Origin of the sequence: Hyphomonas sp. (assembly GCF_013823385.1) — a bacterium.
Taxonomy (GTDB): domain Bacteria; phylum Pseudomonadota; class Alphaproteobacteria; order Caulobacterales; family Hyphomonadaceae; genus Hyphomonas.
In genome coordinates, this window is sequence record NZ_PNMA01000029.1 from 27,099 (window position 1) to 51,781 (window position 24,683).

Below are 24,683 nucleotides of genomic sequence, written 5' to 3' on the forward strand. Positions count from 1 at the left end.
CGCAGGCTTTGTCAGCCCCGGCGCTGCCGGAAGAAGTCACGCAGCAGGTCCGCCGCTTCGGCTTCGTGCAGCGGGTCCTGCCGCCAGTCTGGCCGCCAGTGACAGGTCGGCTGCTCGAAGAAACGCGGCCCGCTCATCACAGCCCCGCCCTTGATGTCGGCGGCCGCAAACACCAGCCGCCCGATCCGCGCAAAGCTGATCGCCCCGGCACACATCGCGCACGGCTCCAGCGTCACATAAAGATCGAGCCCCGGCAGCCGGTAATTGCCGAGCTTCTGCGCCGCCGCGCGGATCGCCACGATCTCGGCATGCGCGCTCGGGTCATGGCTGCCGACCGGGCGGTTATACCCCTCGCCCACAATCGCGCCCGTTTCCGGATCCACCACCACGGCGCCCACCGGAACCTCGCCGGCCGCCGCCGCCATGCGCGCCAGTTCCATCGCGCGGGTCATCGCAAGGGTCATTGCATTACCTCATTGGCCAAACCGCCCGCCTCCAGTTCGCTGGCAATACGGGCGAGGCGTTTGTCGAATGTGCCAAGCTGCGTCCCCGGCATGATAAGAACAGAGGCGAGCAGATGGGCATCAACAAGTCCGATCCCCCTTGAAAACAGCCCGCGCGCTTCAATCAGCGACAAGACTTCTTCATCCGAAGCCTGTGTAGCCTGTGGCAACAGAGCAAGGTCCCTCAACGTCTGTTCGCGCCGGGTCAGCGATCCAAGCGCAATTTCGCCCAGCACAAACGGGTGCATCAACACTTGCCCGGCCCGCAGCCACGGCGTCAGCGTGTAGGAGGCTGGTCCGAAATGATCCACCCAGGCAGAGGTATCGAACAGGATCATTCGTCCGTGTCGTCGGCCGGGAACCGCCGCCGCGGCGGCGCCCTGAGATTGGGCTCGGTGCCCGCCAGGAGCGCCAGACGCCGCGCCGCTTCACGCGCAATCAACGCCTTGAGCGCCTCGCGGATCAGCGCAGGCTTTTCCTCAATGCCGGTCAGCTCTGCGGCTTTCGCCATCAGCTCATCATCCAGATTCAGGGTGGTCCGCATGGCAGGCTCCTCCAGTCAGCATCATTATTAGCATCAAATGATGCTCAATGCCAGCGCTGCCCTACCCCTCCAGCGTCGGCGCAATCAGGTCGATCGCCGGTTGGCGGGCATACCTCTTGTTCCGCCCGTAGGCATAGTTCGCGATCGGCAGCAGGCGCTCGGCCTCCGCCATCGCCGCGCCCATCACCTCGCCCGGCGCCACCACCTGGTCCACCCAGCCCACCGGCAGCGCCTCATCCGGCGTGTAGAGCTTTGCCTGCGCCAGCGCCTGCGTCAGATACATCGGGTTGAGCCCCGCCCGTGGCAGTTCCACGCCGAAGCCCGGCAGCGTCATGCCGTTCACCGTCTCGTTCGCGCCGATCTTGTAGGCGCCGCGGGCCGCGATCCGGCTGTCTCCGCCCAGCAGCAGGAACGCGCCCATCGCAATCGCATGGCCCGTACACGCAATGACGACGGGCTTGTCCGAGGTAAACAGCCGGAAGGCGAGCCTGCCCCCGCCCATCACCAGCTCGCGCACCTGCTCAGGCTCCGAAGACGCGAGAAACTTCAGGTCAAAACCCGCCGAAAACCGCTCCGGCCGCCCGGCCAGCACGATCACCTTCGCCGCTGTCTCCGCCTCATCCAGCGCCGCATTGACCGCGTCCAGCATGGTCAGGCTGATGGCGTTTGCCTTGCCATCATCCATCGTCACCACGGCAATTTCATTCTCGATTTTCACGCTGGCGGTCATCGGCGGCACATCTCCCTGGTTGAATCTTAGATAAAACTCTAGTCAGAGTAGAAATCAAGCCTTCGCGTTGGGTCAGCAGGTGAGCGGAGTTATAAACAGCACGGCAAGTATGAACGCTTGGGCGGTAATCGTCATGCCAAGCCCTCTAACGAACCACCAGCGCCAGATGTATCTGAAGTACCCCTCTGCGGTGGCACACTCAGGACGCTTTGCGATAAGCGGCCGCATACTCTCTCTACCGGCACCTATAAAATAGAGTCGCAACAGATGTACCGCCGCAAACTGCATCCGGGCTTTATGATGTGCGGTTCGCAACCATAAGTGAACGATGAGATGAGCGAAAAACGTGGCCGGATAAAACTGTAAAAGGGCCACGCCATGTGCCGATCTAAGAAATCCGGCGCCACATGGCCGAACTCCTCCCCAAAGCCACAAGGCAGCAAGATAAACAAAAGGCATCGTAAGCGCTGCCAGTGCAATGCCAATCGCCAAGCCGATAAAAAACTGGCCATACGAGGCATTAAACGCATCCTTAGAGCGCGGCACCTCCTCCGCGATCACAGCGGACATCTCCGGCGGAACTCCGGAATGAAGCAACCGCTGCTCAACGCTGGGAAACTCTCCCATCCCCTTCCAATTCCCCGCCACCTCGAATATGTGCCCCAACCATGCGCATCATCGCCGGACAGCACAAGGGCCGCAGCCTCTCCGCCCCCAAGGGCATGACCACGCGCCCGACCAGCGACCGGACGCGCGAAAGCATCTTCAACATCCTTGCCCACGCCGCATGGGCCCCGCCCCTCGAAGGCGCCCGCGTGATCGACCTCTTCGCCGGCTCCGGCGCGCTCGGCCTGGAGGCGATGAGCCGGGGCGCGGCCTTCTGCCTGTTCGTCGAAACCGATCACGGCGCGCGCGGCGCCATCCGCGACAATATCGAGGCCCTCGGCCTTTTCGGAAACACCCGCCTGCACCGCCGCTCGGCCACAGACCTTGGCGAAAAGCCCGCCGGCGTCGGCAGTCCATTCAACATCGCCTTCCTCGACCCGCCCTATCACAAGGGCCTCGTCGCCCCCGCACTCGACTGCCTGATCAAGGGCGCCTGGCTCAGCGAGGACGCCATCGCCATGGTCGAAACCGGCTCGGATGAAGCCCTGATGTTCCCCGGCTGGGAAGTCATCGACACGCGCGACTTCGGCGCCGCCCGCGTGCAGTTTCTAAGGCGGGGCTAGCCCGGCAATCCGAATAGGCATTTCGGACGGCTCATCCTGAGCGAAGTCGAAGGACGAGCCGGGGTAAGCGCTGCTCTGTGTGGCCCATCCTTCGACTTCGCTCAGGATGAGTCCGGACTGCCTCAGACCCTTTAGCCTGAGAGCCTAGCCCACCAGATCACTCGTGATGCACTTCTTCACGCCGCGTTCGATCTTGTTGGCATGGAACGTCGCCCCGCCGCCCACCGGCCGGAACATATAGCCCTTCGGCGCGCGCTGGCCGCGAAAACAGGAGGTGCCCGATCCCGGATAGGTGAAGCAGGCCTCCGCCTTGTCGGTCACCTCCAGAACGCCTTCAGACCGGTAGCCCTCAAACTCATACAGCGTCCGCCCGCCCGGCTCGATACATTCGCTCCAGCGCTGCCCGGTCTGCACCACGATGCCAGACATCTGTATACCGAACAGCTCTGCCCGCATCACCTCCGCCGTCAGCGGCTCATTGCCCGTCGCCTTGGGATCACCCAGCGCGCTGCCCGCAATCAGCCCGCCCAAAAGAAGAGACATTAGAAAACGCTGCATGGACGTATCCTTTCCGCGCCAACTCTACCCGAAACCCCAAGGCGGCCAAGCCGCATATTCAGCCCTCGCCGCCCGCACGCCCTTCTCCTCCCCCGTTTACGGGGGAGGTGGACGCGAAGCGGACGGAGGGGGGAGCCAGGTGCGCCGCCGCTGCCCCCTCCGTCCGCTTCGCCGCGTTCGGCGGGGCATCGCAATGCGATGCCTTGTCCGCCTCACCCCTCCAGAAACTCCTTCCGGATATCAAAGCTCGACGTCTTCGTCCCCACATGCTGGGCGCAGCCGGAGAGCCAGTGGCCGGCCGCCGCCCGGCCCTTCTCGCGCAGCTCCAGCAGGAAGCGCCAGCGCGCGTCATACTTCGTCGCCATCCCATAGCCGAGCAGATCCTGCCCGCCGCGAATGGCGTGAACGTTCAGCCTACGGTATTTCTTCAGCACCGGCTCTTTCAGCATCCCGTCATCGATCAGCCGCTGCACGAAGGCAATCGCGCGCAGCTCGCCGATGAGGGAGGCATTGAAGCTGATCTCGTTCAGCCGCTCATTGATCTCCGCCGCGCGCCTGGGAACCCCCGGCCGCACCAGCGGATTCAGCAGTACAAGGAGCACATCCTGCGGCGCGCCCGAATAGATCAGCGGAAAAAGGCTCGGGTTTCCCATATAGCCGCCATCCCAGAAGGCTTCCTCGCCAATCTCTACCGCCTGGAAGGTCTGCGGCAGGCAGGCTGAGGCCAGAACGGCGTCTGCGGTAATCTCGTCCTTGGAAAAGACGCGCACCTTCCCCGTCTCCACATTCGTCGCCGAAAGGAAAAGCTTGAGGCCAGAGGCATGCACCGCGTCGAAATTCACCTGCCGCTCCACAACCCGGCGCAGCGGATTGAAGTTGAAGGGGTTGAAGTCGTAAGGGCTCGCAAAGTTCTGCCAGGCGCTCGCCATCTGGAAACCCGCCGCGCCGAACACATTCATGCCCGCCCCGGCATCGGCCACCGCCCGCCACATCTGCTCCAGAGACGCCCGCGCGCCTTCCGGCCCGCCCGCCGCCAGCCCCGCCGCATAGGCCACCGCATTGATCGCCCCGGCAGAGGTCGCCGAAATCGCCTCGATGGCCAGCGACTCCTCCTCGCTCAGCCGGTCCAGAATGCCCCAGGTATAGGCGCCGTGCGCGCCGCCACCCTGCAGGGCCAGGCTGATCGGCCGCGCTTTCCCGTTGCCATTGGCCTTTGCCATGTTCCGGCTCCTTCCGGCTGCGCCTCCTCCCTGCTAACGGAGGAAACCAACAATCGCTACCCCCCAACGCCTTCCAGGAATCCGGATGCCCGCCAGCCCCGCCCCCACCCGCACGCTGACCATCGATCATGTCGGCGCCCAGGGTGATGGCCGCGCGCGGGAAAATGACCGCTGGGTATCGGTGCCCTTCACCCTGCCCGGAGAGCGTGTGGAGGTCAGCGGCGAAGGCGACCGGCTGAAGCTGGAACGCGTCCTCACCCCCTCGCCGGAGCGGATCGCGCCGGCCTGCCGGCACTTCACCCGCTGCGGCGGCTGCACGCTGCAACATATGGCGCCGGCGCCCTATGCCGCCTTCAAGCGGGATCTGATCATCCGTTCCCTGAAGGCTCGCGGGCTGGAGGCAGAGGTGGCAGACACATGGGTCACCCCGCCCGCCTCCCGCCGCCGCGCCGCCTTTGCCGCCCGCAAATCCGGCAAGGCGATCACCATCGGTTTCCATGGCCGCAAAAGCCATGACCTGATCGCGCTGGAAGAATGCCCTGTCCTGCGCGCGTCCATCGTCTCGGCCATCCCGAAGCTGAAAGACATCCTCGCCCCCCTCTTCACCGGCAAGGAAGAATTGAGCGCCCTCGTCACTGACACCGCCACAGGCCTCGACCTGCACATCACCGGCCTTGCCAAAGACGCCAAACCCCTCGCCCGCGCCGAGGCAAGCAGCGCCGCCCTGCGGGCCGGCTTTGCCCGCGTCTCGCTGGAAGGCGCAGATGTGCTGACAGAGCGTGCCCCGCGCCTTCCGGTGGGCACCGCCAGCCTCCTGCCGCCCCCCGGCGGGTTCCTTCAGGCCAGCGCCGAGGCAGAGGCGGAAATGGCCCGTCTCGTCCTGGCCCATCTCAGCGGCGCAAAGCGTGGCGCAGACCTTTTCTCCGGCTGCGGAACATTTGCCCTGCGCCTGGCTGAGCATATGCCCGTCTATGCTTCCGAAAGCGGGCGCGCCGCCATCGAGGCGCTGCGCGCCGCCGCCAGCGCCGCGCCGGGGCTGCATCCGGTCACTGCCGAAGTGCGCGATCTCTTCCGCAACCCCGTTTCCGCGCCGGAGCTTGCCCGGTTTGACGCCCTCGTGCTGGACCCCGCCCGCGCAGGCGCTGCCGCCCAGTCTGCCGAAATCGCAAAATCCAGCGTGCCGCGCGTGGCGTACGTCTCCTGCGATCCGGCCACGCTGGCGCGCGACCTGCGCACGCTGGTGGAGGGCGGCTACCGCCTCCTGCGCGTTCATCCCATCGACCAGTTCCCCTGGTCAGCCCATATCGAAGCCGTCGCGCTTCTGGAGAAACCATGACCGCCCCGCTTCCCGGCCGCCCCACCCCCGCCGTCGGCACCGTCTGCTTCCGGGGAGACGACGTGCTGCTCATCCGGCGCGGCACGCCCCCGCTTGCCGGAGATTGGTCGCTGCCTGGTGGCCGCATCGAATTTGGCGAGCGCACAGAGGCCGCCGCCCTGCGCGAGCTGAAAGAGGAAACGGGCGTGGAGGCCCGCCTCATCGGCCTCATTGATGTGGTCGATGCCATCTTCACCTCCCGCCGCTCGGGCGAGGTTGCGCGGCATTATGTACTGTTCGATTTTGCCGCCGTCTGGATTTCCGGCGACCCCGTCGCGGGGGATGATGCTGCCCACGCCGAATGGATCTCGCCGGAGCGTCTCGCCGCCCTGCCCCTCTGGGAGGAAACCCGCCGGGTGATCGAAAAGGCCCGCGCGATGGCCGCCGCCCTCTGAAAAAACGTCCGCCGCTTGCAGCGCCGTTGGAGTTTTTTGGCCATCGCTTGGAGGAATCGTTGGAGTTTTTTGCGGCCCTTATCCCCCATTTATTTTCTTGACCCGCCCCTGCGTCAGGTCTGTCTGTACGCTTCAGTCATCCAGAAGATTACCAGGGAGGAATCAGGTTCATGGTCTACAAACCCTTCGATTTGAGCGGCAAGGTCTGCGTCGTCACCGGCGGAAACAAGGGCATTGGCCTCGGCATGGTAGAGGCCCTCGCCGCCTCAAACGCCGATGTCGTGATCTGGGGCCGCAAGACGGCTGACAACGATGCCGCCGTCAAAGCCGCCTCCGGTCTCGGCACCGGCAAGGTCAAGGCCTGGGCCGTCGATGTTGGCGAAGAAGCTCAGGTTATCAAGGCGATGAAAGAGGCCGAAGAAGAATTCGGCCGCATCGATTGCTGCATCGCGAATGCCGGCGTCGGCCGTGGCGCTGCCTCCTTTGAAACCATGACGCTGGAGACCTGGGAATATAACGCCCGCATCAATTCCGTCGGCGCCTTCTTCACCCTGCGCGAAGCGGCCAAGTCGATGGTCGCCCGCGCCAAGAAGGGCGACCTTGGCGGCAGCCTCGTCGGCACCGCCTCCCTCGCCGGCATCGAAGGGGCTGGCCGCAACCAGGCCTACGCCCACACAAAGGGCGGCCTCATCGCCATGATGAACGCCTGCGCCGTCGAGTATGGCCGCTACGGAATCCGCGCCAATTCCATCCTCCCCGGCTGGATTGCCACCGACATGACCGAAGGCGCCCAGGGCCAGGAAGTCTTCACCTCCAAGGTCATCTCCCGCGTCCCGATTCGCCGCTGGGGCGAACCGGCAGACTTCGGCGGTATGGCGGTTTACCTGGCTTCGGACGCCTCGAAATACCATTCGGGCGACACGCTGGTCATCGACGGCGGCTACGCAAAGTTCTGAGGCTCTGCCAGGGCGCGGGACGGCACATCCCTCCCGCGCCGCAAAGCGGTCCGTATGGGAATTAACCACAAAAGAAAAGGCCGCCTCCCGATGGGAAGCGGCCTTGTCTTTTAGCCGATCAAGCCGGCCCGCAGGTTACTGCGGAGCAACTTCTTCGATAGCTTCTTCGGTCGCTTCAGCAGCTTCTTCAGCAGCGCCTTCGACAGCAGCAGCGGCGTCAGCAGCAGCTTCTTCGGTGGCTTCGTATGCTTCGACGACTGCTTCTTCAGTGGCTTCGCCAGCTTCAGCAGCAGCTTCTTCGACGGTCGCCGGCTCAGCTGCCGGAGCAGCTTCTTCGGTGGCGCCGCAAGCGGCCAGAACGAGCGCAGCAGCGCCGATCAGGAACAGATTTTTCATGTTGGTAGTACCCCTGTTGTGTTCTTGCGAACGGCCGGTGCTTTAGCACCATTGTCCCGTTACTGAAAGTTCATTCTTCAGATAGGGAAAGCCTTTCGCGGGCTGGTTACAGAAAAGCCCCCTCCCGCTACGGGAAGGGGCGATTATCGCAATTTATGCCTGCTTATTCAGCAGTCTCGTCAGCGGCTTCTTCAGCAACTTCAGCAGCTTCTTCGGCCACTTCGGCAGCGGCTTCAGCTTCTTCAGCGGCTTCTTCAGCAACGACTTCTGCTTCGACGACAACTTCAGCGGCTTCAGCGGCGACTTCTGCTTCAACCGGCGGCTCGGCGGCAAAGGCCACACCGGCGACGAAAGCTGCAGCGGCAACACCTGCGAAAAGTTTCTTCATAAGAGCTTCCCCTCTTAACGTTTATTGTCTGATGACACCCGTTACCCGGATCAACCCGGCCAACGTCCAGAGTTTTGGCGACCGATCACGGCCAGATTGCGGCAAAGTGGCGGCAAAAAAGGCAAGATTGGCACTTCGCTTCTGCTCTTGCGTTGACGCTGGGGCGGCAGTTTAGCCCTGAAGCCAAGCATTCGCTCCGGTAAAGGGACAAAGAAGATGGCCATCAAGACACGCCTCACTGATCTGCTAAAAGTTCAGCATCCGATCATGCTCGCCGGCATGGGCGGGGTTTCCTATGCGGAAGTCTGCGCCGCGATGTGTAATGCGGGCGGCTATGGCGTGCTCGGCATGGCCGGCACCTCGCCGGATTTCATCGCCGGACAGATGAAAAAGGTGCGCCAGCTGACCGACAAGCCCTTCGGCGTCGACCTTCTGGCCGCCAGCCCGGAAAGCCTCGAAGAATCGGTCGATGTCATCATCAATGGCGGCGCCGACAGCTTCATTGCCGGCCTCGGCGTGCCCATGCCGATCATGGACCGGCTGAAAAAGGCAGGCCTGAAGGTCATGGTTGTCGGCGGCGCGGTGAAGCATGCCATCAAGGCCGAGCAGGCCGGCTGCGACGCCGTGATTCTCCAGGGCGGCGAAGGCGGCGGCCATACCGGCCTCGTCGGCACCATGCCGCTCGTTGCCCAGGCCGTTGAAGCGGTGAAGATCCCCGTCATCGCCGCTGGCGGCATCTATGATGGCCGGGGCCTCGCCGCCTCCCTCGCCCTCGGCGCCCAGGGCGTCTGGATGGGCACGCGCTTCATCGCCTCTGCCGAAGCCCACGCCGCCAACATGTACAAGCAGGCCGTCGTTTCCGCCGAGGACACCGACACGACGCGCACCCGCTGCTACTCCGGCAAGCCAATGCGCTGCCGCACCAATGACTACATCAACGACTGGGAAAGCCGCCCGCAAGATATCAAGCCCTTCCCCTTCCAGGCCATCCATTCGACCCAGACCGGCGTCATCGGCGGCATTGGTGGGATCACGGACGAAGCGAAGCTTTCGATGGACAAGTCCTGCTTCGCCATGGGCCAGTCGGCCGGCGGCGTGAAGGAAGTGAAGCCCGTCGCCGAAATCGTCGCCGACATCATGCGCGATGCCGAAGCCGCCATCACGCGGATGGCAGCCCTGCGCGTTACGGCCTGACAGGCCAGCCCAGACCGGAATTGCGTGGGGCAGGCCCAGCCTGTCCCACGCTTTTTTTGGCTACAGCCAGCCGCGCCATTTGAAGAACTGGTAAGGCACGATGGCCGAGAGGATCATCAGGCCAATCGCCATCGGATAGCCATAAGGCCAGGAAAGCTCCGGCATGTATTCGAAGTTCATGCCATAGATTGACGCGATCAGTGTCGGCGGCAGGAACACGACGGCCGCCACCGAGAAAATCTTGATGATGCCGGTCTGCTCGATATTGATCATGCCGAGCGTGGCATCGAGCAGGAAATTGATCTTCTGTGTCAGGAAGGTCGTGTGATCGCTCAGCGATTGCACATCGCGCGACAGCGTGCGGATGCGGCCCTCATATTCCTTGCCCGGCTTGCGGCTCGCGGCGATTTCCACCCCGAATGTCAGAAGGCGCTGAAACGAGATCAGGCTCTCGCGCGCCTTGGAGAGAAGGTCTCCCTTGCGCCCGATCTGCTGGAGCACGGCCTGATAGTTTCGCGGCTTGGGCTTGGCGGGCTTCTTCGTCTCCGCCGGCTCACCCCCCATCACCTTGGGCGCATTGATTGCGAAGATGTTGTCGGAAAGCGAATCAAGCTCATGCCCCGTCCGCTCCAGCACATCCCCTATCCGCTCGATCAGCCCCTCCAGCAGGCCAGTCACAACACCGTCCGCAGTATAGGTCGCGTTCTTCTGGCAACGCACAATGAAAGCATCGATGGAGCGCGGCTCTGCATAGCGCACCGTTATCAACTGCTCCCCCTTCAGAATGAAGGTGATCGGCGAGAGCAGCACATTATCCGCATCTGTGTGGGACAGCATCATGGCTGTCATGAAGGTGGCGCCATCTTCAGTATAAAGACGGCTGGAGACCTCAATCTCGCTCATTTCCTCAATGGTCGGCACATCAATGCCCAGCGCGCGTTCGACAGCGGTCTCTTCGTCCCTGTCGGGCCGCAGCATGTCTACCCAGACGGCTCCGTCCAGATGCTCGAGCGTATCGCCGGAATGGACGAAACGGCCATCGGTATTGGTGAATGTGCGGATCATGGGCGGCCCCCGGAACTGGTCCGCCCATGTCTGCTCAAAGTCGCGGGCAATGGCAACTGCCCGGCTAGTTGCTGGCAGGCGTCAGGCGGATAAGACGGCCATTGTCGCCATCTTCCAGCACATAGATCGCCCCGTCCGGCCCTTCTTCGACCTCGCGGATACGCTTGTTCCAGCTATACCGCCCCCCTTCGGAGGCCCGGGCACTTTCTTCATCGATCTTGACGCGGATCAGCGCCTGGGAGGAAAGGCCGCCGATAAAGGCATTGCCGTTCCAGTCCGGAAACATGCCGCCATAATAGATGACGAGCCCCGCCGGGCTGATCGCCGGCACCCAGTAGGCGGCGGGCGCAGCAAATTCAGGCCGTGTGTCATGATTGGGAATCTTGCGGCCATCATAATGATCGCCATTGGAAACTTCCGGATAGCCGTAATTCTCGCCGCGAATGATGAGGTTCAGCTCGTCGCCATGGGCCGGGCCCATTTCCTGCGCCCAGAGGCGGCCGGAATTGTCAAAGTCGATGCCCAGCGGGTTGCGGTGTCCCAGCGTCCAGACCTGCGCGGCCACCCCGCCCTGATCGGCGAAGGGGTTATCCGCCGGCACGCTGCCATCCAGATTGAGGCGGACGATCTTGCCCATATTGCTGTTCATGTCCTGCGCCGGGGTGAACAGCTGGCGGTCGCCCGACGTGATGAAGAGGTGCCGGTCGGGCGAGACCACCATGCGGTGGCCATAATGTCCGCTGCCGGTATGCTTGGGCGTCTGCTCCCAGATGATCTTCCGTTCACTGAGCGCCCCGCCCGTCTCCGTCAGGCTCAGCTTCGCCAGTTCCACCACGGCATTCGATGCCTCCATATTCTGCGGCTCACGCGCCGAATAGGAGAGATAGATTTCGCCTGTCTTGGCAAAGTCGGGATGAAGGATCACATCGCCGAGCCCGCCTTGCCCCCAGGGTTGCACTTCCGGCCCGCCGGTGATCTCGCCGGCCTTGGTGCCATCGGCGTTGAGCAGCCAGAAAGTGCCTGCCTTCTCGGTGACCAGCGCGCGGCCATCGGGAAGAAATGTCATCGCCCAGGGCGCATCAAAGGTTTCCAGCGGGGTTGCGGTGAGCTTCACCCGGTCAGAGCCGGTTACGGTGAAACTGCCCTGCCCTCCGGCGGCTGAGTTTTCAGCCGGCGTCGCGCAGGCGGCAAGGGCCATGCCGGCCGCAAGGGCTGCGGCGGAAACAAGCTTGAGATGTCGCATTATGGGGTACTCCTCTGTATCCGGATCAACCGGCCATGAAGGCGGACCGGTCTACAAGATGCTTCAACGTTTCATTGTCCAGATAGTGCCGCAGGTTGGCAAGAAAAGTCTCATCCCCCCGGGCAATGGTTCCGGGCGTATCGGAGCTGTCATGCGGCGTGATCACGACCTTGTGATGCCGCCAGAGGGGGCTTTCTTCCGGCAGAGGCTCGGTCTGGGTCACATCGAGGGCCGCAAAGGCGGGCCGCCCGGCGTCCAGCGCCGCCATCAGCGCGGCCTCATCCACCAGCGCGCCGCGCCCCAGATTGAGGAACAGGGCATCGGGGTTCATCGCCGCAAAGAAGGCCGCGTTCGCCATGCCCTCGGTCTCCGGCGTGTGCGGCGGGCACAGCAGCACGGCATCTGCCCCCGGCAATTCCGCCATCAGCGTGTCCGGCGGCGCAATCCGCGCGGCGCCCTCGGCCGGCCCCGGCGTGCGCCGCATCCCCGTCACCACCCCGCCCAGCGCCGTTACCCGCTTGCCCACCGCCTGCCCGATCGAGCCATAGCCCACGATCAGCCAGCGCGAGCCGTTCATCTCCCGCACGCGGATGCGTTCCCACTTTCCCTCCGCCTGATTTGCCCGGTGGCCCGGCCCGTCGCGGAAAAAGTCCAGCGCCTGCCAGATTGCCCATTCGGCCATGGCTTCGGCCTGGGTATGGTTGGTGGTGTAGCGCCGCGATTTCTGCCCGATGGCCACCAGCGCCGGGTTTTCGATGCCGGCAGCGGCCGACTGGAACCAGTCAAAATCCGGGCTTTTCAGGATCGCCGTCATGAATTCGCGCACAGACGGCGAATAGAAGGCATCAATATTGCCAAACGCCAGATGCACCTCCGGCATCCCCTCCAGCGCCGTGGACGTCCAGGCATCATGGAAGCGCTGGGCGTCGTCCACCGTCACGATGTTCAGAGCAGTGTTCAGCCCCTTGAGCCGGGGCGCGATGCGCGCGAAAGTCCGCGCATGAAGAAGAAGCGTTTTCATGCCTGCCTGCTTAGCTTGGCCCTTGCCGCCAGCACAAGCGCGCTGCCCGCCCTGCCGCAGGGAAACCTGCCCGTGCGCGGGCCTGATTATTTCCGCGACGCGGCGGATCTGGCCGGCGTTCTGGGCGGGGCCCATGCCATTCGCGTGCTCTGCAATGGCAATGAAGACCAGTATTGGCGCCGCTACATGGCCGATCTGCTGGCCGTGGAAGCGCCCGAGCCCGGCAATCTGCGCTCCTCGCTCGTTTCGGCCTTCAACCAGACCTACAGCCAGACCAGCGATCAGTTCCGCATCTGTGATGGCCGTGCGGTGGAGGCAGAAGCCCGCTATGCGCGCACCGGCGAGCAGATCGCCGGGCGCCTCGCCAGCCATTATTTCCCGAAAGACGCCCGCCGGGGCGGAGGAGGAGCCGAATGAAACCCGCCCTGTTGCCCGCCATGTGGATCGGCGCGGCCTGCGCCCTTGCCCTTTCCGCCTGCGCCCAGACGCCGGAACCCGCCCGCGCGGCGGCCGCCGTGACCGCGTCTGCCACCCCCGCGCCCGATGCCGGGCCTAAGCTCGATAACGCCGCCTTCCCCAAGATGGGCCAGCGCCCCGAAAGCGGCCGCCCCATCGCCACCCGCTCGCCCGTCGTCGCCCCCAATGGCGCGGCCGCCACCGCCCATCCCCTCGCCACGCAGACCGCGCTTGACGTGCTCAAGGCCGGCGGCTCGGCCGTTGACGCCGCCATCGCCGCCAACGCCATGCTCGGCCTGGTCGAGCCGACCGGCAACGGCATCGGCGGCGATCTCTATGCCATCGTCTGGGATCCCGAAACACAGCAGCTCTACGGCTATAATGGCTCGGGCCGGTCCCCGAAGGCGGCCACCCTCGCCGACGCGCAGGCCAAGGCCGATCAGTTCAAGGAGGGCAAGGCGCTCCCATCCTTCGGCAGTATCACCGTCACCGTCCCGGGCACGGTCGATGGCTGGTTTGCCCTGCATGAGAAATTCGGCAAGCGTCCGATGGCAGACAATCTCGCGCCAACTGTGCGTTATGCGCGCGAAGGCGCCCCGATCCCCGAAATGATCGCCTGGTACTGGTCGCGCGGCCCCCTGCGGTTTGAACCGGCCCATGAACGCGGCGAACTGGAAGAATATGACAACGCGAAGAAAACCTATTTCAGCCCCGCCCCGGTGGCCGGTTCCCTCTTTCGCAATCCAGACCTGGCAAACACGCTGGAGCGGATCGGCGCGCTCGGCCGCGGTGAGTTTTATAGCGGGGCGACCGCCCGCACGATGACCAACTATCTGCGCCGCCATGGCAGCAAGATCCATTTCAGCGACTTCACCGAACATAAAGGCGAATGGACCCAGCCGATCTGCATCGAATATCGCGGCGAAGTGAAAGTCTGCGAACTCGGGCCGAATACACAGGGCGTGGCTGCCCTCCAGATGCTGGAAATGCTCGAACGCTTCGATCTCAAATCCATGGGTTTCGGCTCGCCCGATGCCGTCACCGCCATGGTCGAGGCCAAGCGCCTCGCCTTCGCAGACCGGGCGCTCGGCTACGCCGACCCCGCCTATTCCGGCATCGACCCGTCGATCTTCGTCGCCCCCGGCTATAACGCCAAACGCGCCGAACTGATCGACCCCGCCCGCGCCATGCCGGAGGTTGCTCCGGGCACGGAGATCACCGACGCCGCCCTGCGCGATGGCGACACCACCTACCTCACCGTTGCCGACAAAAACGGCATGATGGTCTCCCTCATCCAGTCAAATTATCGCGGCATGGGCTCTGGTCTTGTCGCCGATGGTCTCGGCTTCATGTTCCAGGACCGGGGCGAACTCTTCAGTCTTGACCCGGATCATCCCAACGTCTTTGAAGGCGGCAAACGCCCCTTCCACACCATCATCCCGGCCTTCGCCTTCAGGAAAGATATGCCCGGCTGTCAGGTGCGCGCCACCGCGCCCGAAATGGCCTGCCCGTATGAGCCGTGGCTCAGCTTCGGCCTGATGGGCGGGGCAACCCAGCCGCAGGGCCATGTGCAGATCATCACCAACCTCGTGGACTTCGGCATGGGCCTTCAGGAAGCCGGCGACGCCGCGCGCTGGGAACATGATGGCGGCTGCGAACCCACCAACGCTCTCGGCGAGGATTGCAATGTGGGCACCGGCAAGGTCATGCTCGAACGCGGCCTCGCCTCTGCTGCCGCAGAGCTGGAAAAGCGCGGCTATGAAGTCACCTGCTGCGAAGCCAATTATGGCGGCTACCAGGCCATCATGCGCGACTTCCAATCCGGCGCCTGGATCGCCGCCACCGAAATGCGCAAAGACGGCAATGCGGATGGGTATTGATCTCTAAGCCCCCTCGCCCTTTCAAGGGAGAGGGGGTTGGGGGTGAGGGTTCACGACGCCCGAAACTTTGCGCCCTGCCTCGCCCCTCATCCCCAACCCCTTCTCCCCAAGGGAGAGAAGGGGCTTTGACAGACGACCCTGCCATTCGGCACGCCCGCCGCCTCCGCAAGTTAGCCAACGCGCCGGAAGACATCGCCTGGCAAACCCTCCGCACCCTGCGCGATCACGGTTTCCCTGTCCGCCGCCAGCATCCCATCAATGGCATGATTGTCGATTTCGCGATCACGCGCGCCAGCCTTGTCATCGAAATCGACGGCGGCATTCACAAACTGCCTGAAGCGCGACACCGCGATGAGAAACGTAACCAGATGCTCGAAAGTCTTGGCTGGACTATCCTCCGCATCCCCTCTGAAGCCGCCCTATACCCCGACCATCTGATGCACCTCGTTCAGGAAAAACTCGGCCTCTGACTCCCCTCTCCCCTGGGGGAGAGGGGCTGGGGGTGAGGGGGGCGACCTCTCCACTCCATCTTTTGCCCCACCCCCTCATCCCTAACCCCTTCTCCCCCAGGGGAGAAGGGGCTAAGAAGCGACGCAAGATGAAGAAAACCACCCCCACTGCCCCCGAAGCCCCCCGCGACTGCCCCCTCTGCCCGCGCCTCGTGGCGTACCGCGAGGCTGTGCGCGCCAAGGAACCCACCTGGTTCAACGGCGCCGTCCCCAGCTTCGGCAACGATAGCGCAGAACTTCTCATCGTCGGCCTCGCCCCCGGCGTCACGGGCGCCAACCGCACCGGCCGTCCGTTCACGGGCGATTGGGCGGGGGACCTGCTCTACGCCACGCTCGACAAGTTCGGTTTCAGCAAAGGCACCTTCGCTGCCGACCCGAATGACGGCCTCGTCCTCACCGGCGCAATGATCACCAACGCCGTGCGCTGCGTACCGCCGGAAAACAAGCCCGTCGGCGCCGAGATCAACCAGTGCCGGCCCTTCCTCGAAGCGCGCATCGCTTCCCTGCCAAAGCTCAAAGCCATCCTCTGCCTCGGCAAGATCAGCCATGATTCCACCCTGCGCGCCCTTGGCCTCAAGGTCGCCCAATATCCGTTCGGCCACGGAACAAAATATGAAGTCTCGGCAAACGGCAAACCCGTCATCCTCCTCTCCTCCTATCACTGCTCCCGCTACAACACGAACACTGGCCGGCTGACGGCCGAAATGTTCGAAGCGGTCTTTGCAGAGGCGCGCCGCGCCGCCGGCTAGGGCGCCCGCACGATCGCCGCCATCGTGCCCACCAGATGCTGCAGCATCGCCGGCCGCGACCAGGTCGGGTGCGACCGGCTTGTATCCGCGAGCCGCGCTTCCCGCGCCGCCAATACAGAGCCCAGATAGGATTCCAGAAACACGATCCGTTCGGTCTGCTTGGCCCGCGGCAGATGCTCCATGAACCCCCGCAGAAGATCCAGGCAGCGTTTGAAGCCGGAATTCCACTGCCCGCCGAGAGCCTCCATGAACAGCGCCCGGTGGGTCATCGCGAACAGCACGATGAACCGGTTATAGCATTCCTCCTCCCCCTCCGGGGTGAGGTCTACGGACGGATAGACAATGATGCCGAGAATGTCCTCCAGCGTAGGCGCCGTGTCCGAAGCCGCCAGCGCTTCCAGCGCCGCATTGCGCCGGTCATTGATCAGCCTTGCCCCGTCCACGATCAGCGTGCGGATAAGGTCTGCCTTCGATCCGAAATGATACCCCACTGCCCCATGATTGCGCTGCCCGGCAGCCGCTGCAATCTCACGCACGGTTACCCCGTCCACCCCCCGCTCGGCAAACAGCTTCATCGCCGCGCGTTTCAGCGCCTCAACAGCTTCACTCTCGGCTTTTTCATGCAGGCGGACCATACGGCAAGCTTGCAAAAAGCCACGCTTTCAGTCAACCATATTATCCAATTGATTTAAAAGAATGGCCGCCGGGAGGAAAATCGTGAGCAATCCTGTAGATCTTGCCGCGCTGGCGGCGTGGATGGACAGCCAGGGCCTCGGCAGCGGGCCCATCGAGAATGATGTCCGCCTCGCCGGCGGCACGCAGAACATCCTCCTGAAATTCACCCGCGCCGGCGGCGCCTATGTGCTGCGCCGCCCGCCGCCGGTGCTGCGCGCAAACTCCAACGAAACCATGCGCCGCGAGGCGCGCATGCTGGCCGCCCTGAAGGACACGAACGTGCCCCATCCCGCCCTGATTGCGGCGTGCCCGGATGAAACCGTCCTCGGCGCGGCCTTCTATCTGATGGAGCCAATCGACGGCTATAATCCCACCACATGCCTGCCCGAGCCCTTCGCCTCTTCGCCGGAGCTGCGCCACCAGATGGGGCTTTCTCTGGTTGATGGCATCGCGGCGCTGGGCGCGCAGGATTACATCGCCCTGGGCCTCGAAGGCCTCGGCAAGGTCGACAATTATCTCGAGCGCCAGGTCGGCCGCTGGAAAGCCCAACTCGAAAGCTATGCCGAGTTTCCCGAATGGGACGGCCTGAAAGACCTGCCCGACATTGACGGCGTCGGCCGCTGGCTGGAAGAAAACCGTCCGCGGACATTCCAGCCCGGCATCCTCCATGGCGACTATCACCTCGCCAATGTCATGTACCGCTTCGACGCCCCGCGCCTTGCTGCCATCGTCGACTGGGAACTCACCACCATCGGTGACCCGCTGCTCGATCTCGGCTGGCTCCTCGCCACCTGGCCAGAGGGTAGCACCGGCACCGTCTCGGTGACGCCCTGGGAAGGCTTTCCGTCCGCAGACGAACTCGTTGCGCACTACGCCAAACAGACAACCCGCGACCTCAGCCAAATCCACTGGTACGGCGTCCTCGCCTGCTACAAGCTCGGCATCATCCTGGAAGGCACCTACGCCCGCGCCTGCGCCGGAAAGGCCCCGAAAGCCACGGGCGACCAGCTCCACGCCAGCACCATCGGCCTCCTGCAACGCGCCAATCGCTGGATCAGCTGACGCCACGAAACCTAATTCCGACAACGGAGCATCTGCCTCATGAAAGCCCTCATCTATCGCGGCCCGCGCGACATCGCCTACGAAACGATGAAAGACCCCGCCCTCCACGATGACCGCGACGCGATCATCAAGGTCGACAAATGCGCCATCTGCGGCAGCGACCTGCACATCTATCACGGCGAAACCTTCTCCGAAGATACCGGCTATTGCGTCGGCCATGAAGCGGTCGGCGAAGTGGTCGAAGCGGGCCGGGGCGTGCGCCAGCTCAAAGCCGGTGACAAGGTGATGATCTCGGCCGCTGTCGGCTGCGGCCAGTGCCGCGCCTGCCTCGCCGGCATCGTCAACAAGTGCGAGTTCAATGCGGCGGGCTGCTACGGCCTCTCCTCAAAGCTGCAGGGTTGCCAGGCCGAATTCGTCCGTGTGCCCGCCGCTGACTTCAATGCCCAGAAAATTCCGGACGGGGTCAGCCTCGATCAGGCGCTGATGATGACCGATGCCCTCGCCACCGCCTGGTTCGGCGCCCGCAATGCCGACATCCAGCGCGGCGCCACCGTCGCGGTCGTCGGCCTCGGCCCCATCGGCCTCCTCGCCGCAGAAGCCGCCTTCATCATGGGCGCCTCGCGCGTCTTCGGCATAGACCTTGTGGAGGAGCGCCGCGCCGCCGGCCGCGCCATCGGCCTTGAAACGCCAGACCCGGCGGACGCCCGCGCCCTCATCCAGGAGGCCACAAAGGGCCGCATGTGCGACAGCGTCATCGAAGCGGTTGGCCACACCGCCACCATCCGCGCCGCCCTCGGCCTTGCCGGCAAGCGCGCCACCGTCTCGGTCGTCGGCGTCGCGCAGGACCGCACCTTCGAGTTTCCGATGTCAAAAGCCTTCGGCATGGGCCTCACCTTCCGTATCGGGACATGTTCTGTCCCCCAGGAATGGCCAGAGCTTATCCCGCTGGTCCAGTCCGGCCGCCTCAAGCCGGAAAAATACATCACCCACACGCTGCCCCTGTCAGACGGCGCCCGCGCCTACGACATCTTCGACAAGCGCACAGACGGCGCCATGAAGATGGTGTTTGATCTGAGTTTGTGAGACCCTCACCTCCCATTGCTCCGCAATGGGCCCCTCCTCTCCCGGAGGGAGAGGGGTGAGTGGCATCCAGCCGAACGATTGGCTAAAGACGGCGCGGTGGAACCCCTCTCCCCCCGGGAGAGGAGGGGCCCGCGCCCAGAGGGCGTGGGAGGTGAGGGCCAGCGGCCTCTGCGGCGGAGCCCTACCCCGCCTTCAATATCCGCGCCTTATCGCGTGCCCAGTCGCGCTTGGCTTCATGCTCGCGCTTGTCATGGGCCTTGCGCCCCGTCGCGACGCCGATCAGCAGTTTCGCCCGGCCCTTGTCGTTGAAATAAAGCTTCAGCGGAACAATCGTGCGCCCCGCCCGCTCCACTTCCTGGCTGAGCTTCGACAGCTCCCGCTTCGACACCAGCAGCTTGCGCTTCCGGCGCGGTTCATGGTTGAAGCGGTTGGCCCCGCCATAGGTCTGGATCTCGGCATTGATCAGCCACAGCTCGCCCTGCTCCACCGACGCATAGGCTTCGGCGATATTGGCGCGCCCCTCGCGCAGGGATTTGACTTCCGAGCCGACCAGCATGATGCCGGCCTCCAGCGTATCCTCCACGGAATATTCGCGGCGGGAGCGGCGGTTTTCCGCCACCAGCCCGTCGGTACGCCCCTTGATCTGCTCGTTCTTCTTGGTCGCCATACGCGCTACCTAGGTATTGATCCCGGCCAGCGCCATGGCCTCGTCGATCATGGCGCGCGCCGCGTCATCTGGCCCGGTCAGCGGCAGGCGAACCTCCGGCGCGCAGAGGCCAAGGCGCGAGAGGGCATATTTCGCCGGCCCCGGCGAGGGCGAGCAGAACATCGCCCGGTGCAGGGCGATCAGCCGCCGCTCGATGGCGCGCGCGCTTTCCAGGTCCCCGTCATGGAACGCCATATGCATCGCCGCGCAAAGCTCCGGCGCCACATTCGCGGTCACAGAGATGCACCCCGCCCCGCCCATGGCCAGGAAGCCCAGCGCCGACGGGTCATCCCCCGAGAGCTGAACAAACTGTTCCAGATCCCCGATCAGGGCGGAATGATAGGTCACCCGGTCCATGTCGCCGGTGGCGTCCTTGATGCCGACAATGTTGGGCAACTCGGCCAGCCGCGCCACGGTTTCCGGTTTCAGGTCCACCACCGTCCGGCTCGGCACGTTATAAAGCACCACCGGCAGGGCCACCGCGTCATTGATCGCGCGAAAGTGAGCGTACAGCCCATCCTGATTGGGATTGTTGTAATAGGGGCACACCACCAGGGCCGCGTCCGCCCCGGCGGCCTTGGCATGGGCCACCAGATCGATCGCCTCGTCGGTAGAGTTTGATCCGGCCCCGGCAATCACCGGCACGCGTCCTGCTGCCACTTCTACACAAAGCGAGACAACGCGCTTGTGTTCCTCGGTCGACAGCGTGGAGGTTTCCCCCGTCGTGCCGACCGGCACAAGGCCCGCCGATCCGCCGGCAATCTGGCGTTCGACCAGCGCCGCAAAGGCGGCTTCGTCGACCGCGCCATTCTTGAAGGGTGTTACAAGGGCTGGGATTGAGCCGTGAAACATTTTAACGTGCCGTTCAGGGATTGGTTGGGAAATGCGTGCTAGGCTCAGGAAGCTGACTTGTCACGCTTTGGCGCAGAAATAAACTCGGGTAGCCGTTCCATGCTCCGCATTTCCGCTGTTTTTGTGGCGATTTCTTTCCTGCTCACGGGCACTTCGGCCGCCTCCCGGCCCGAAAGCCCCAGCCTGAAGCCGCGCCCCGATTCTCCCGCCTCCCGGCCCGTCCAAGCGCCTGCCCAGGCCGAGGAAACGACGCCCGCCCCGGTGCTGCGCGCGCTGACCCCCGGCGTTACGCTGCCCGGCGCCGCCCCCGCCAGCCCCGGCGCCGCGCCGCTGGCCACCCCCACAGGCACCCCCGCCGCGCTGCCCGCCGCCATGCCCAGCCTGCTGCCGGCCCAGCCAATCAGCCCGGCCAGCGTTGCCCAGCTGCAGGCCGCCTTCACCGCCATCAATCGCGGCGCCTGGAGCGAGGTTACCCGCCTCCAGTATGACGCCGCCGACCCCACCGTGCGCGATCTCATCCTCTGGAAGCGCGCCGCCGATGGCGTGCCGGGCATGACGTTCGACGAGGTGAACTTCGCCCTAACCACCCTCCCCACCTGGCCGCAGACCGACAAGATGCGCCGCCGCGCCGAGGAGATCATCGACGAGAGCAACCTCTCGGCCGAAGCCAAGGTCAAATGGCTCACCGAGTCCGGGCCCATCACCGGCGCCGGCAAGGTCGCCCTGGCCAACGCCCTGCGCCAGACCGGGCAGAGCGCGAAGGCCGAAGAAGTGATCCGCGATGTCTGGCGCAGCAACACGCTGGACTCCTCGCTTCAGCGCACCGTGCTCGCCCGCTGGGGCCAGTCCCTTAGCCAGGACGACCACCGCGCCCGGGTCGACTTCCTCCTCTGGACCGGCCAGCGCTCCGACGCCGAGGCTCTGAAACCCCAGCTCACCGCAGACTACCGCCAGCTGACCGATGCCCGCCTCGCCCTGATGAAGCGCGCCAACAATGTGGATGCCGCCATCCGCGCGGTGCCGGCCAATCTGGAAAACCATCCGGGCCTCCTCTATGAGCGCGCCAACTGGCGCCGTGCCAAGAACATGGACGACGCTGTCGCTCCGCTGCTCACCCAGATCAACGGCAAGGACGTGCCCGCCGCCGGGCGCGGCCGTCTCTGGCGCGAGCGCGCCATTGCCGTGCGCAATGATCTCAAAGCCCGCAACTATTCGCGCGCCTATAACCTCACCGCCCCCCATGGCATGTCCAGCGGCTCGGACTTTGCCGAAGCCGAATGGCTCGCCGGCTGGATCGCCCTGCGCCTCAACGGAGACGCGACCCGCGGGGTCAAGCATTTCGAGGCGATGTCCAACGGCGTTTCCTCCCCGGTCAGCCTCACGCGCGGCCAGTACTGGACCGGCCGCGCGCGCGACGCCCTTGGCCAGTCAGACCAGGCGCTCGCCGCCTATGGCGCCGCCGCCACCCACAAATACACCTATTACGGCCAGCTCTCGGCCGAGCGGATCGGCGATCGCAAGATCCATTTCGGCCCGCCCATTGTTCCGTCGCCGGAAGAAATCGCCGCCTTCGAGGCAAACCCGATGGTCCGCGCCCTCCGCCTCATCGGCGCCACCGGCGAGATGGGCATCTACCGCACCTTCTCCCACCATCTCGATGACGTGCTCTCCACCCCGGCGGAGTTCGAACTGCTCGCCCAGCTGAACAACCAGATGGGCCAGCCCGACACCGCCGTGCGCGCCGGCAAGGCCGGCCTCTTCAAGGGCGTGCTGGCGCCCGAAGCGGCCTATCCGGTGCTGATGCATCCCCTCTCCCGCCAGCCGCAGGTGGAGCGCGCCTTCATGCTCGCCATCACGCGCCAGGAGAGCGAGTTCAATCCCAACGCCCGCAGCCCCGTCGGCGCCCTCGGCCTGATGCAGTTCATGCCATCGACGGCGCGCGCCGAAGCCCGCCTGCGCGGCATGCCCTATGAGCAATCCTGGCTCACCTCAGACCCGGCCTACAATATGACCCTCGGCGGCCTGCACCTCGACACGCTGCTCAGCCAGTTCGGCGGCAGCTACATCATGACGGCGGCGGCCTACAATGCCGGCCCCTCCCGCCCCAGCCAGTGGGTGCGCGACTATGGCGACCCCCGCACCGGCCAGATCGACCCCGTCGACTGGGTGGAATTCGTCCCCTTCTCGGAGACCCGCAACTATATCCAGCGCGTCCTCGAAAACATCCAGGTCTACCGCCACCGCATCTCCGGCCAGGAAGCCGACATCCAGCTCACCGAAGACCTCAAACGCGGCCGCCGCTAACCTTCCTTCTAGCCCCCTCTCCCGTGGGGTTGCGAAGAAAAGAAATCGCACCGCGATTTCCTGAGCAACGGGCCGGGGGTGAGGGAGAACAACCTCGCCCCAAACGCGCCCTCGGCGACCCGCCCCCGCGCCCCAAATGCCCCTCGGAGCTTGCGCCCCCGGCCCGGCGATGCTCAGAAACAGGCTGGGTAAGCCGGGAGCCAATCCATGTCCTTTCTGAAATCGCTTTCCGCGCAGGTGCTCGCGGCCCTGCTGCTTGGCCTGGTCGGCGGCGCCCTTGTCGCCGGCGCCGGCGATGTGCCCGGATGGCTGCCCGAAACCGCTCAGGCCGTCGGCTCGGTCTGGCTCGGTTGCCTGCAGATGACCGTCATCCCGCTGGTCTTCTCCCTCCTCGTGGTCGGCGTCGCCGCCGTCTCTGATGCGATGACCGCAGGGCGCCTCGCCGTCCGGGCCATCCTCTGGTTTTCGCTGCTGCTGATCGGCGCCACCGTGCTCACCTTCATCGGCGTCGAAGCGGCCCTTGCGGCCTTCCCCGTGGATGAAGCGAGCGCCAGCGCCCTGATCGCCGGGGCCACCGGAGGTGAAGTCTCCGCCCCCCAGACAATCGACTTTGCCGCCTGGCTCACCTCGCTCGTCCCGTCCAACCCGCTCGCGGCGGCGGCCAGCAATGCCATCCTGCCGCTGGTGATCTTCGCCCTCTTCTTTGCCTTCGCCGTCACCCGCCTTCCGGACGAACAGCGCGTCCTGCTGGTGAAGTTCTTTGACGCGGTGGCCGATGCGATGATCGTCATCGTCAAATGGGTGCTGCTTGCCGCGCCCCTCGGCGTCTTCGCCCTCGCCCTCACGCTCGGCCTGCGCGGCGGCCTCGGCGCCACCGGCGCCCTCTTCCATTATGTCGTTCTGGTCTCGGCCGGCTGTATCGCCGTGGTGCTGCTCTGCTATCCGCTCGCCGCCGTCTTCGGCGGCGTCAGCCCGCTGCGCTTTGCCCGCGCCGTCTCCGAGGCGCAGGTTGTGGCCTTCTCCACCCAGTCCTCCATCGGCACCCTGCCGGTGATGGTCGAAACAGCCCGCCGCAATCTCGGCGTACCCGAACATGTCGCCGGCCTCGTCCTGCCGCTGTCGGTCGCCGTCTTCCGCCTCACCAGCCCGGTGGCCAATCTCGCCGTTGTCCTCTTCATCTGCCATGTCTCCGGCATCACGCCGACGCCCGGCCAGATGATCGCGGCGGGCCTCGTCGCCTTCGCCGTCTCGATCTCCTCGGTCGGCCTGCCCGGCCAGGTCAGCTTCTTCGTCTCGGTCGCCCCCATCTGCTTCGCCATGGGCGCCCCGATCGAACTCCTCCCGCTTCTCCTGGCCGTGGAAGTCATCCCCGACATCTTCCGCACGGTCGGCAACGTCACCGCAGACCTCGCCGTCACCACCATCCTGAACAAGGGCGACAAAGGCATCCGCACCATCGCCCCGGAAACCGCCTGATCCGCCCTTGGAGCGCCGTTGGAGTTTTTTGGAGTTTTCCGCCAAAACCTCCAACGGCGCAAAGCCGATAGCGCCCCCACCCTATCCCTCCCCACCTCCGTGGGGAGGGGACCT

General features: G+C 64.8%; 28 protein-coding genes. 13 read left to right on the forward strand and 15 right to left on the reverse strand.

From position 1 onward, the window contains the following. Positions 1–11: 11 nt before the first annotated feature. From C0456_RS15245 to C0456_RS15265, 5 genes are all read right to left on the reverse strand, one after another. Positions 12–464: a nucleoside deaminase gene (locus C0456_RS15245; protein ID WP_291053853.1), complete on the reverse strand. Its 453-nt coding sequence runs from the start codon at positions 462–464 to the stop codon at positions 12–14. Continuing rightward, positions 461–841, reverse strand: a complete 381-nt coding sequence (locus C0456_RS15250) for a PIN domain-containing protein (protein WP_291053855.1) — start codon at positions 839–841, stop codon at positions 461–463. Before C0456_RS15250 ends, C0456_RS15245 begins: the two co-directional genes overlap by 4 nt. After that, positions 838–1,047, reverse strand: a complete 210-nt coding sequence (locus C0456_RS15255; protein ID WP_291053857.1) for a type II toxin-antitoxin system VapB family antitoxin — start codon at positions 1,045–1,047, stop codon at positions 838–840. The genes C0456_RS15250 and C0456_RS15255 overlap by 4 nt, the downstream gene beginning before the upstream one ends. A 61-nt stretch (positions 1,048–1,108) precedes the next feature. Continuing rightward, complete coding sequence (locus C0456_RS15260; RefSeq protein WP_291053859.1) at positions 1,109–1,777, reverse strand: crotonase/enoyl-CoA hydratase family protein; 669 nt, start codon at positions 1,775–1,777, stop codon at positions 1,109–1,111. A gap of 72 nt (positions 1,778–1,849) precedes the next feature. Beyond that, positions 1,850–2,347: a hypothetical protein gene (locus C0456_RS15265; RefSeq protein WP_291053861.1), complete on the reverse strand. Its 498-nt coding sequence runs from the start codon at positions 2,345–2,347 to the stop codon at positions 1,850–1,852. 98 nt (positions 2,348–2,445) lie between these two features. Between C0456_RS15265 and rsmD the strand changes: the two genes are divergently transcribed. After that, positions 2,446–3,006: a 16S rRNA (guanine(966)-N(2))-methyltransferase RsmD gene (gene rsmD, locus C0456_RS15270; protein WP_291053863.1), complete on the forward strand. Its 561-nt coding sequence runs from the start codon at positions 2,446–2,448 to the stop codon at positions 3,004–3,006. A gap of 144 nt (positions 3,007–3,150) precedes the next feature. Here rsmD and C0456_RS15275 read toward each other — a convergent pair whose 3' ends face one another. Further along, positions 3,151–3,564 (reverse strand): hypothetical protein, encoded by a 414-nt coding sequence (locus tag C0456_RS15275; protein ID WP_291053865.1) that lies wholly within the window; start codon positions 3,562–3,564, stop codon positions 3,151–3,153. Between the two features lie 212 nt (positions 3,565–3,776). After that, a complete protein-coding gene (locus tag C0456_RS15280; RefSeq protein ID WP_291053867.1) occupies positions 3,777–4,784 on the reverse strand; it encodes a patatin-like phospholipase family protein in 1,008 nt (335 codons plus the stop codon). 85 nt (positions 4,785–4,869) lie between these two features. On the opposite strand from C0456_RS15280, the gene C0456_RS15285 reads away from it, so the two are divergent. The 3 genes from C0456_RS15285 to C0456_RS15295 all read left to right on the forward strand — a co-directional run bounded on the left by C0456_RS15285 (position 4,870) and on the right by C0456_RS15295 (position 7,510). Next, complete coding sequence (locus C0456_RS15285; RefSeq protein WP_291053869.1) at positions 4,870–6,120, forward strand: hypothetical protein; 1,251 nt, start codon at positions 4,870–4,872, stop codon at positions 6,118–6,120. Beyond that, positions 6,117–6,554 (forward strand): NUDIX hydrolase, encoded by a 438-nt coding sequence (locus tag C0456_RS15290; protein ID WP_291053871.1) that lies wholly within the window; start codon positions 6,117–6,119, stop codon positions 6,552–6,554. The genes C0456_RS15285 and C0456_RS15290 overlap by 4 nt, the downstream gene beginning before the upstream one ends. A 170-nt stretch (positions 6,555–6,724) precedes the next feature. After that, positions 6,725–7,510, forward strand: a complete 786-nt coding sequence (locus tag C0456_RS15295; RefSeq protein WP_291053873.1) for an SDR family oxidoreductase — start codon at positions 6,725–6,727, stop codon at positions 7,508–7,510. A 135-nt stretch (positions 7,511–7,645) separates the two neighbouring features. Here C0456_RS15295 and C0456_RS15300 read toward each other — a convergent pair whose 3' ends face one another. Both C0456_RS15300 and C0456_RS15305 read right to left on the reverse strand, forming a co-directional pair. Beyond that, a complete protein-coding gene (locus tag C0456_RS15300; protein WP_291053875.1) occupies positions 7,646–7,906 on the reverse strand; it encodes a hypothetical protein in 261 nt (86 codons plus the stop codon). A gap of 163 nt (positions 7,907–8,069) precedes the next feature. Next, complete coding sequence (locus C0456_RS15305; protein WP_291053876.1) at positions 8,070–8,294, reverse strand: hypothetical protein; 225 nt, start codon at positions 8,292–8,294, stop codon at positions 8,070–8,072. 216 nt (positions 8,295–8,510) lie between these two features. Between C0456_RS15305 and C0456_RS15310 the strand changes: the two genes are divergently transcribed. Beyond that, positions 8,511–9,488, forward strand: a complete 978-nt coding sequence (locus C0456_RS15310; RefSeq protein ID WP_291053878.1) for a nitronate monooxygenase — start codon at positions 8,511–8,513, stop codon at positions 9,486–9,488. Between the two features lie 60 nt (positions 9,489–9,548). On the opposite strand, the gene C0456_RS15315 is transcribed toward C0456_RS15310, so the two are convergent. The 3 genes from C0456_RS15315 to C0456_RS15325 all read right to left on the reverse strand — a co-directional run bounded on the left by C0456_RS15315 (position 9,549) and on the right by C0456_RS15325 (position 12,817). Next, positions 9,549–10,553, reverse strand: a complete 1,005-nt coding sequence (locus C0456_RS15315) for a magnesium transporter CorA family protein (protein ID WP_291053880.1) — start codon at positions 10,551–10,553, stop codon at positions 9,549–9,551. A 64-nt stretch (positions 10,554–10,617) separates the two neighbouring features. After that, a complete protein-coding gene (locus C0456_RS15320; protein ID WP_291053882.1) occupies positions 10,618–11,796 on the reverse strand; it encodes a PQQ-dependent sugar dehydrogenase in 1,179 nt (392 codons plus the stop codon). A gap of 25 nt (positions 11,797–11,821) precedes the next feature. Next, positions 11,822–12,817: an NAD(P)-dependent oxidoreductase gene (locus tag C0456_RS15325; RefSeq protein ID WP_291053883.1), complete on the reverse strand. Its 996-nt coding sequence runs from the start codon at positions 12,815–12,817 to the stop codon at positions 11,822–11,824. Between C0456_RS15325 and C0456_RS15330 the strand changes: the two genes are divergently transcribed. The 4 genes from C0456_RS15330 to C0456_RS15345 all read left to right on the forward strand — a co-directional run bounded on the left by C0456_RS15330 (position 12,797) and on the right by C0456_RS15345 (position 16,411). After that, complete coding sequence (locus C0456_RS15330) at positions 12,797–13,234, forward strand: TIGR02301 family protein (RefSeq protein WP_291053885.1); 438 nt, start codon at positions 12,797–12,799, stop codon at positions 13,232–13,234. The genes C0456_RS15325 and C0456_RS15330 overlap by 21 nt on opposite strands. Beyond that, positions 13,231–15,153, forward strand: a complete 1,923-nt coding sequence (locus tag C0456_RS15335; protein WP_291053887.1) for a gamma-glutamyltransferase family protein — start codon at positions 13,231–13,233, stop codon at positions 15,151–15,153. Before C0456_RS15330 ends, C0456_RS15335 begins: the two co-directional genes overlap by 4 nt. A gap of 125 nt (positions 15,154–15,278) precedes the next feature. Further along, entirely contained in the window at positions 15,279–15,623 is a 345-nt protein-coding gene (locus tag C0456_RS15340) for an endonuclease domain-containing protein (protein WP_291053889.1), read from the forward strand. 128 nt (positions 15,624–15,751) lie between these two features. Continuing rightward, positions 15,752–16,411, forward strand: a complete 660-nt coding sequence (locus tag C0456_RS15345) for a uracil-DNA glycosylase (protein WP_291053891.1) — start codon at positions 15,752–15,754, stop codon at positions 16,409–16,411. Here C0456_RS15345 and C0456_RS15350 read toward each other — a convergent pair. Further along, on the reverse strand, positions 16,408–17,046 hold the full coding sequence (locus C0456_RS15350) for a helix-turn-helix domain-containing protein (RefSeq protein WP_291053893.1): 639 nt from the start codon (positions 17,044–17,046) through the stop codon (positions 16,408–16,410). The genes C0456_RS15345 and C0456_RS15350 overlap by 4 nt on opposite strands. 82 nt (positions 17,047–17,128) lie before the next feature. On the opposite strand from C0456_RS15350, the gene C0456_RS15355 reads away from it, so the two are divergent. Next, entirely contained in the window at positions 17,129–18,148 is a 1,020-nt protein-coding gene (locus C0456_RS15355) for a phosphotransferase family protein (RefSeq protein WP_291053896.1), read from the forward strand. A gap of 39 nt (positions 18,149–18,187) precedes the next feature. Beyond that, positions 18,188–19,231, forward strand: coding sequence for an alcohol dehydrogenase family protein (locus tag C0456_RS15360; RefSeq protein ID WP_291053898.1), 1,044 nt, complete (start codon positions 18,188–18,190; stop codon positions 19,229–19,231). A gap of 181 nt (positions 19,232–19,412) precedes the next feature. Here C0456_RS15360 and smpB read toward each other — a convergent pair whose 3' ends face one another. Next, positions 19,413–19,898 (reverse strand): SsrA-binding protein SmpB, encoded by a 486-nt coding sequence (gene smpB / locus C0456_RS15365; RefSeq protein ID WP_291053900.1) that lies wholly within the window; start codon positions 19,896–19,898, stop codon positions 19,413–19,415. Between the two features lie 9 nt (positions 19,899–19,907). Beyond that, complete coding sequence (gene dapA / locus C0456_RS15370; protein WP_291053902.1) at positions 19,908–20,789, reverse strand: 4-hydroxy-tetrahydrodipicolinate synthase; 882 nt, start codon at positions 20,787–20,789, stop codon at positions 19,908–19,910. Positions 20,790–20,888: 99 nt separating this feature from the next. On the opposite strand from dapA, the gene C0456_RS15375 reads away from it, so the two are divergent. Both C0456_RS15375 and C0456_RS15380 read left to right on the forward strand, forming a co-directional pair. Beyond that, positions 20,889–23,093, forward strand: a complete 2,205-nt coding sequence (locus C0456_RS15375; protein ID WP_291053904.1) for a lytic transglycosylase domain-containing protein — start codon at positions 20,889–20,891, stop codon at positions 23,091–23,093. Positions 23,094–23,300: 207 nt separating this feature from the next. After that, a complete protein-coding gene (locus tag C0456_RS15380; RefSeq protein ID WP_291053906.1) occupies positions 23,301–24,569 on the forward strand; it encodes a dicarboxylate/amino acid:cation symporter in 1,269 nt (422 codons plus the stop codon). Positions 24,570–24,683 lie beyond the last annotated feature (114 nt).

What these genes read in the sequence shown, in the direction of transcription:
- C0456_RS15245 (WP_291053853.1), bottom strand. Translation starts at nt 464, where the DNA reads ATGACCCTTGCGATGACCCGCGCGATGGAACTGGCGCGCATGGCGGCG.
- C0456_RS15250 (WP_291053855.1), bottom strand. Translation starts at nt 841, where the DNA reads ATGATCCTGTTCGATACCTCTGCCTGGGTGGATCATTTCGGACCAGCC.
- C0456_RS15255 (WP_291053857.1), bottom strand. Translation starts at nt 1,047, where the DNA reads ATGCGGACCACCCTGAATCTGGATGATGAGCTGATGGCGAAAGCCGCA.
- C0456_RS15260 (WP_291053859.1), bottom strand. Translation starts at nt 1,777, where the DNA reads ATGACCGCCAGCGTGAAAATCGAGAATGAAATTGCCGTGGTGACGATG.
- C0456_RS15265 (WP_291053861.1), bottom strand. Translation starts at nt 2,347, where the DNA reads ATGTCCGCTGTGATCGCGGAGGAGGTGCCGCGCTCTAAGGATGCGTTT.
- rsmD (WP_291053863.1), top strand. Translation starts at nt 2,446, where the DNA reads ATGCGCATCATCGCCGGACAGCACAAGGGCCGCAGCCTCTCCGCCCCC.
- C0456_RS15275 (WP_291053865.1), bottom strand. Translation starts at nt 3,564, where the DNA reads ATGCAGCGTTTTCTAATGTCTCTTCTTTTGGGCGGGCTGATTGCGGGC.
- C0456_RS15280 (WP_291053867.1), bottom strand. Translation starts at nt 4,784, where the DNA reads ATGGCAAAGGCCAATGGCAACGGGAAAGCGCGGCCGATCAGCCTGGCC.
- C0456_RS15285 (WP_291053869.1), top strand. Translation starts at nt 4,870, where the DNA reads ATGCCCGCCAGCCCCGCCCCCACCCGCACGCTGACCATCGATCATGTC.
- C0456_RS15290 (WP_291053871.1), top strand. Translation starts at nt 6,117, where the DNA reads ATGACCGCCCCGCTTCCCGGCCGCCCCACCCCCGCCGTCGGCACCGTC.
- C0456_RS15295 (WP_291053873.1), top strand. Translation starts at nt 6,725, where the DNA reads ATGGTCTACAAACCCTTCGATTTGAGCGGCAAGGTCTGCGTCGTCACC.
- C0456_RS15300 (WP_291053875.1), bottom strand. Translation starts at nt 7,906, where the DNA reads ATGAAAAATCTGTTCCTGATCGGCGCTGCTGCGCTCGTTCTGGCCGCT.
- C0456_RS15305 (WP_291053876.1), bottom strand. Translation starts at nt 8,294, where the DNA reads ATGAAGAAACTTTTCGCAGGTGTTGCCGCTGCAGCTTTCGTCGCCGGT.
- C0456_RS15310 (WP_291053878.1), top strand. Translation starts at nt 8,511, where the DNA reads ATGGCCATCAAGACACGCCTCACTGATCTGCTAAAAGTTCAGCATCCG.
- C0456_RS15315 (WP_291053880.1), bottom strand. Translation starts at nt 10,553, where the DNA reads ATGATCCGCACATTCACCAATACCGATGGCCGTTTCGTCCATTCCGGC.
- C0456_RS15320 (WP_291053882.1), bottom strand. Translation starts at nt 11,796, where the DNA reads ATGCGACATCTCAAGCTTGTTTCCGCCGCAGCCCTTGCGGCCGGCATG.
- C0456_RS15330 (WP_291053885.1), top strand. Translation starts at nt 12,797, where the DNA reads ATGAAGAAGAAGCGTTTTCATGCCTGCCTGCTTAGCTTGGCCCTTGCC.
- C0456_RS15325 (WP_291053883.1), bottom strand. Translation starts at nt 12,817, where the DNA reads ATGAAAACGCTTCTTCTTCATGCGCGGACTTTCGCGCGCATCGCGCCC.
- C0456_RS15335 (WP_291053887.1), top strand. Translation starts at nt 13,231, where the DNA reads ATGAAACCCGCCCTGTTGCCCGCCATGTGGATCGGCGCGGCCTGCGCC.
- C0456_RS15345 (WP_291053891.1), top strand. Translation starts at nt 15,752, where the DNA reads ATGAAGAAAACCACCCCCACTGCCCCCGAAGCCCCCCGCGACTGCCCC.
- C0456_RS15350 (WP_291053893.1), bottom strand. Translation starts at nt 17,046, where the DNA reads ATGGTCCGCCTGCATGAAAAAGCCGAGAGTGAAGCTGTTGAGGCGCTG.
- C0456_RS15360 (WP_291053898.1), top strand. Translation starts at nt 18,188, where the DNA reads ATGAAAGCCCTCATCTATCGCGGCCCGCGCGACATCGCCTACGAAACG.
- smpB (WP_291053900.1), bottom strand. Translation starts at nt 19,898, where the DNA reads ATGGCGACCAAGAAGAACGAGCAGATCAAGGGGCGTACCGACGGGCTG.
- dapA (WP_291053902.1), bottom strand. Translation starts at nt 20,789, where the DNA reads ATGTTTCACGGCTCAATCCCAGCCCTTGTAACACCCTTCAAGAATGGC.
- C0456_RS15375 (WP_291053904.1), top strand. Translation starts at nt 20,889, where the DNA reads ATGCTCCGCATTTCCGCTGTTTTTGTGGCGATTTCTTTCCTGCTCACG.
- C0456_RS15380 (WP_291053906.1), top strand. Translation starts at nt 23,301, where the DNA reads ATGTCCTTTCTGAAATCGCTTTCCGCGCAGGTGCTCGCGGCCCTGCTG.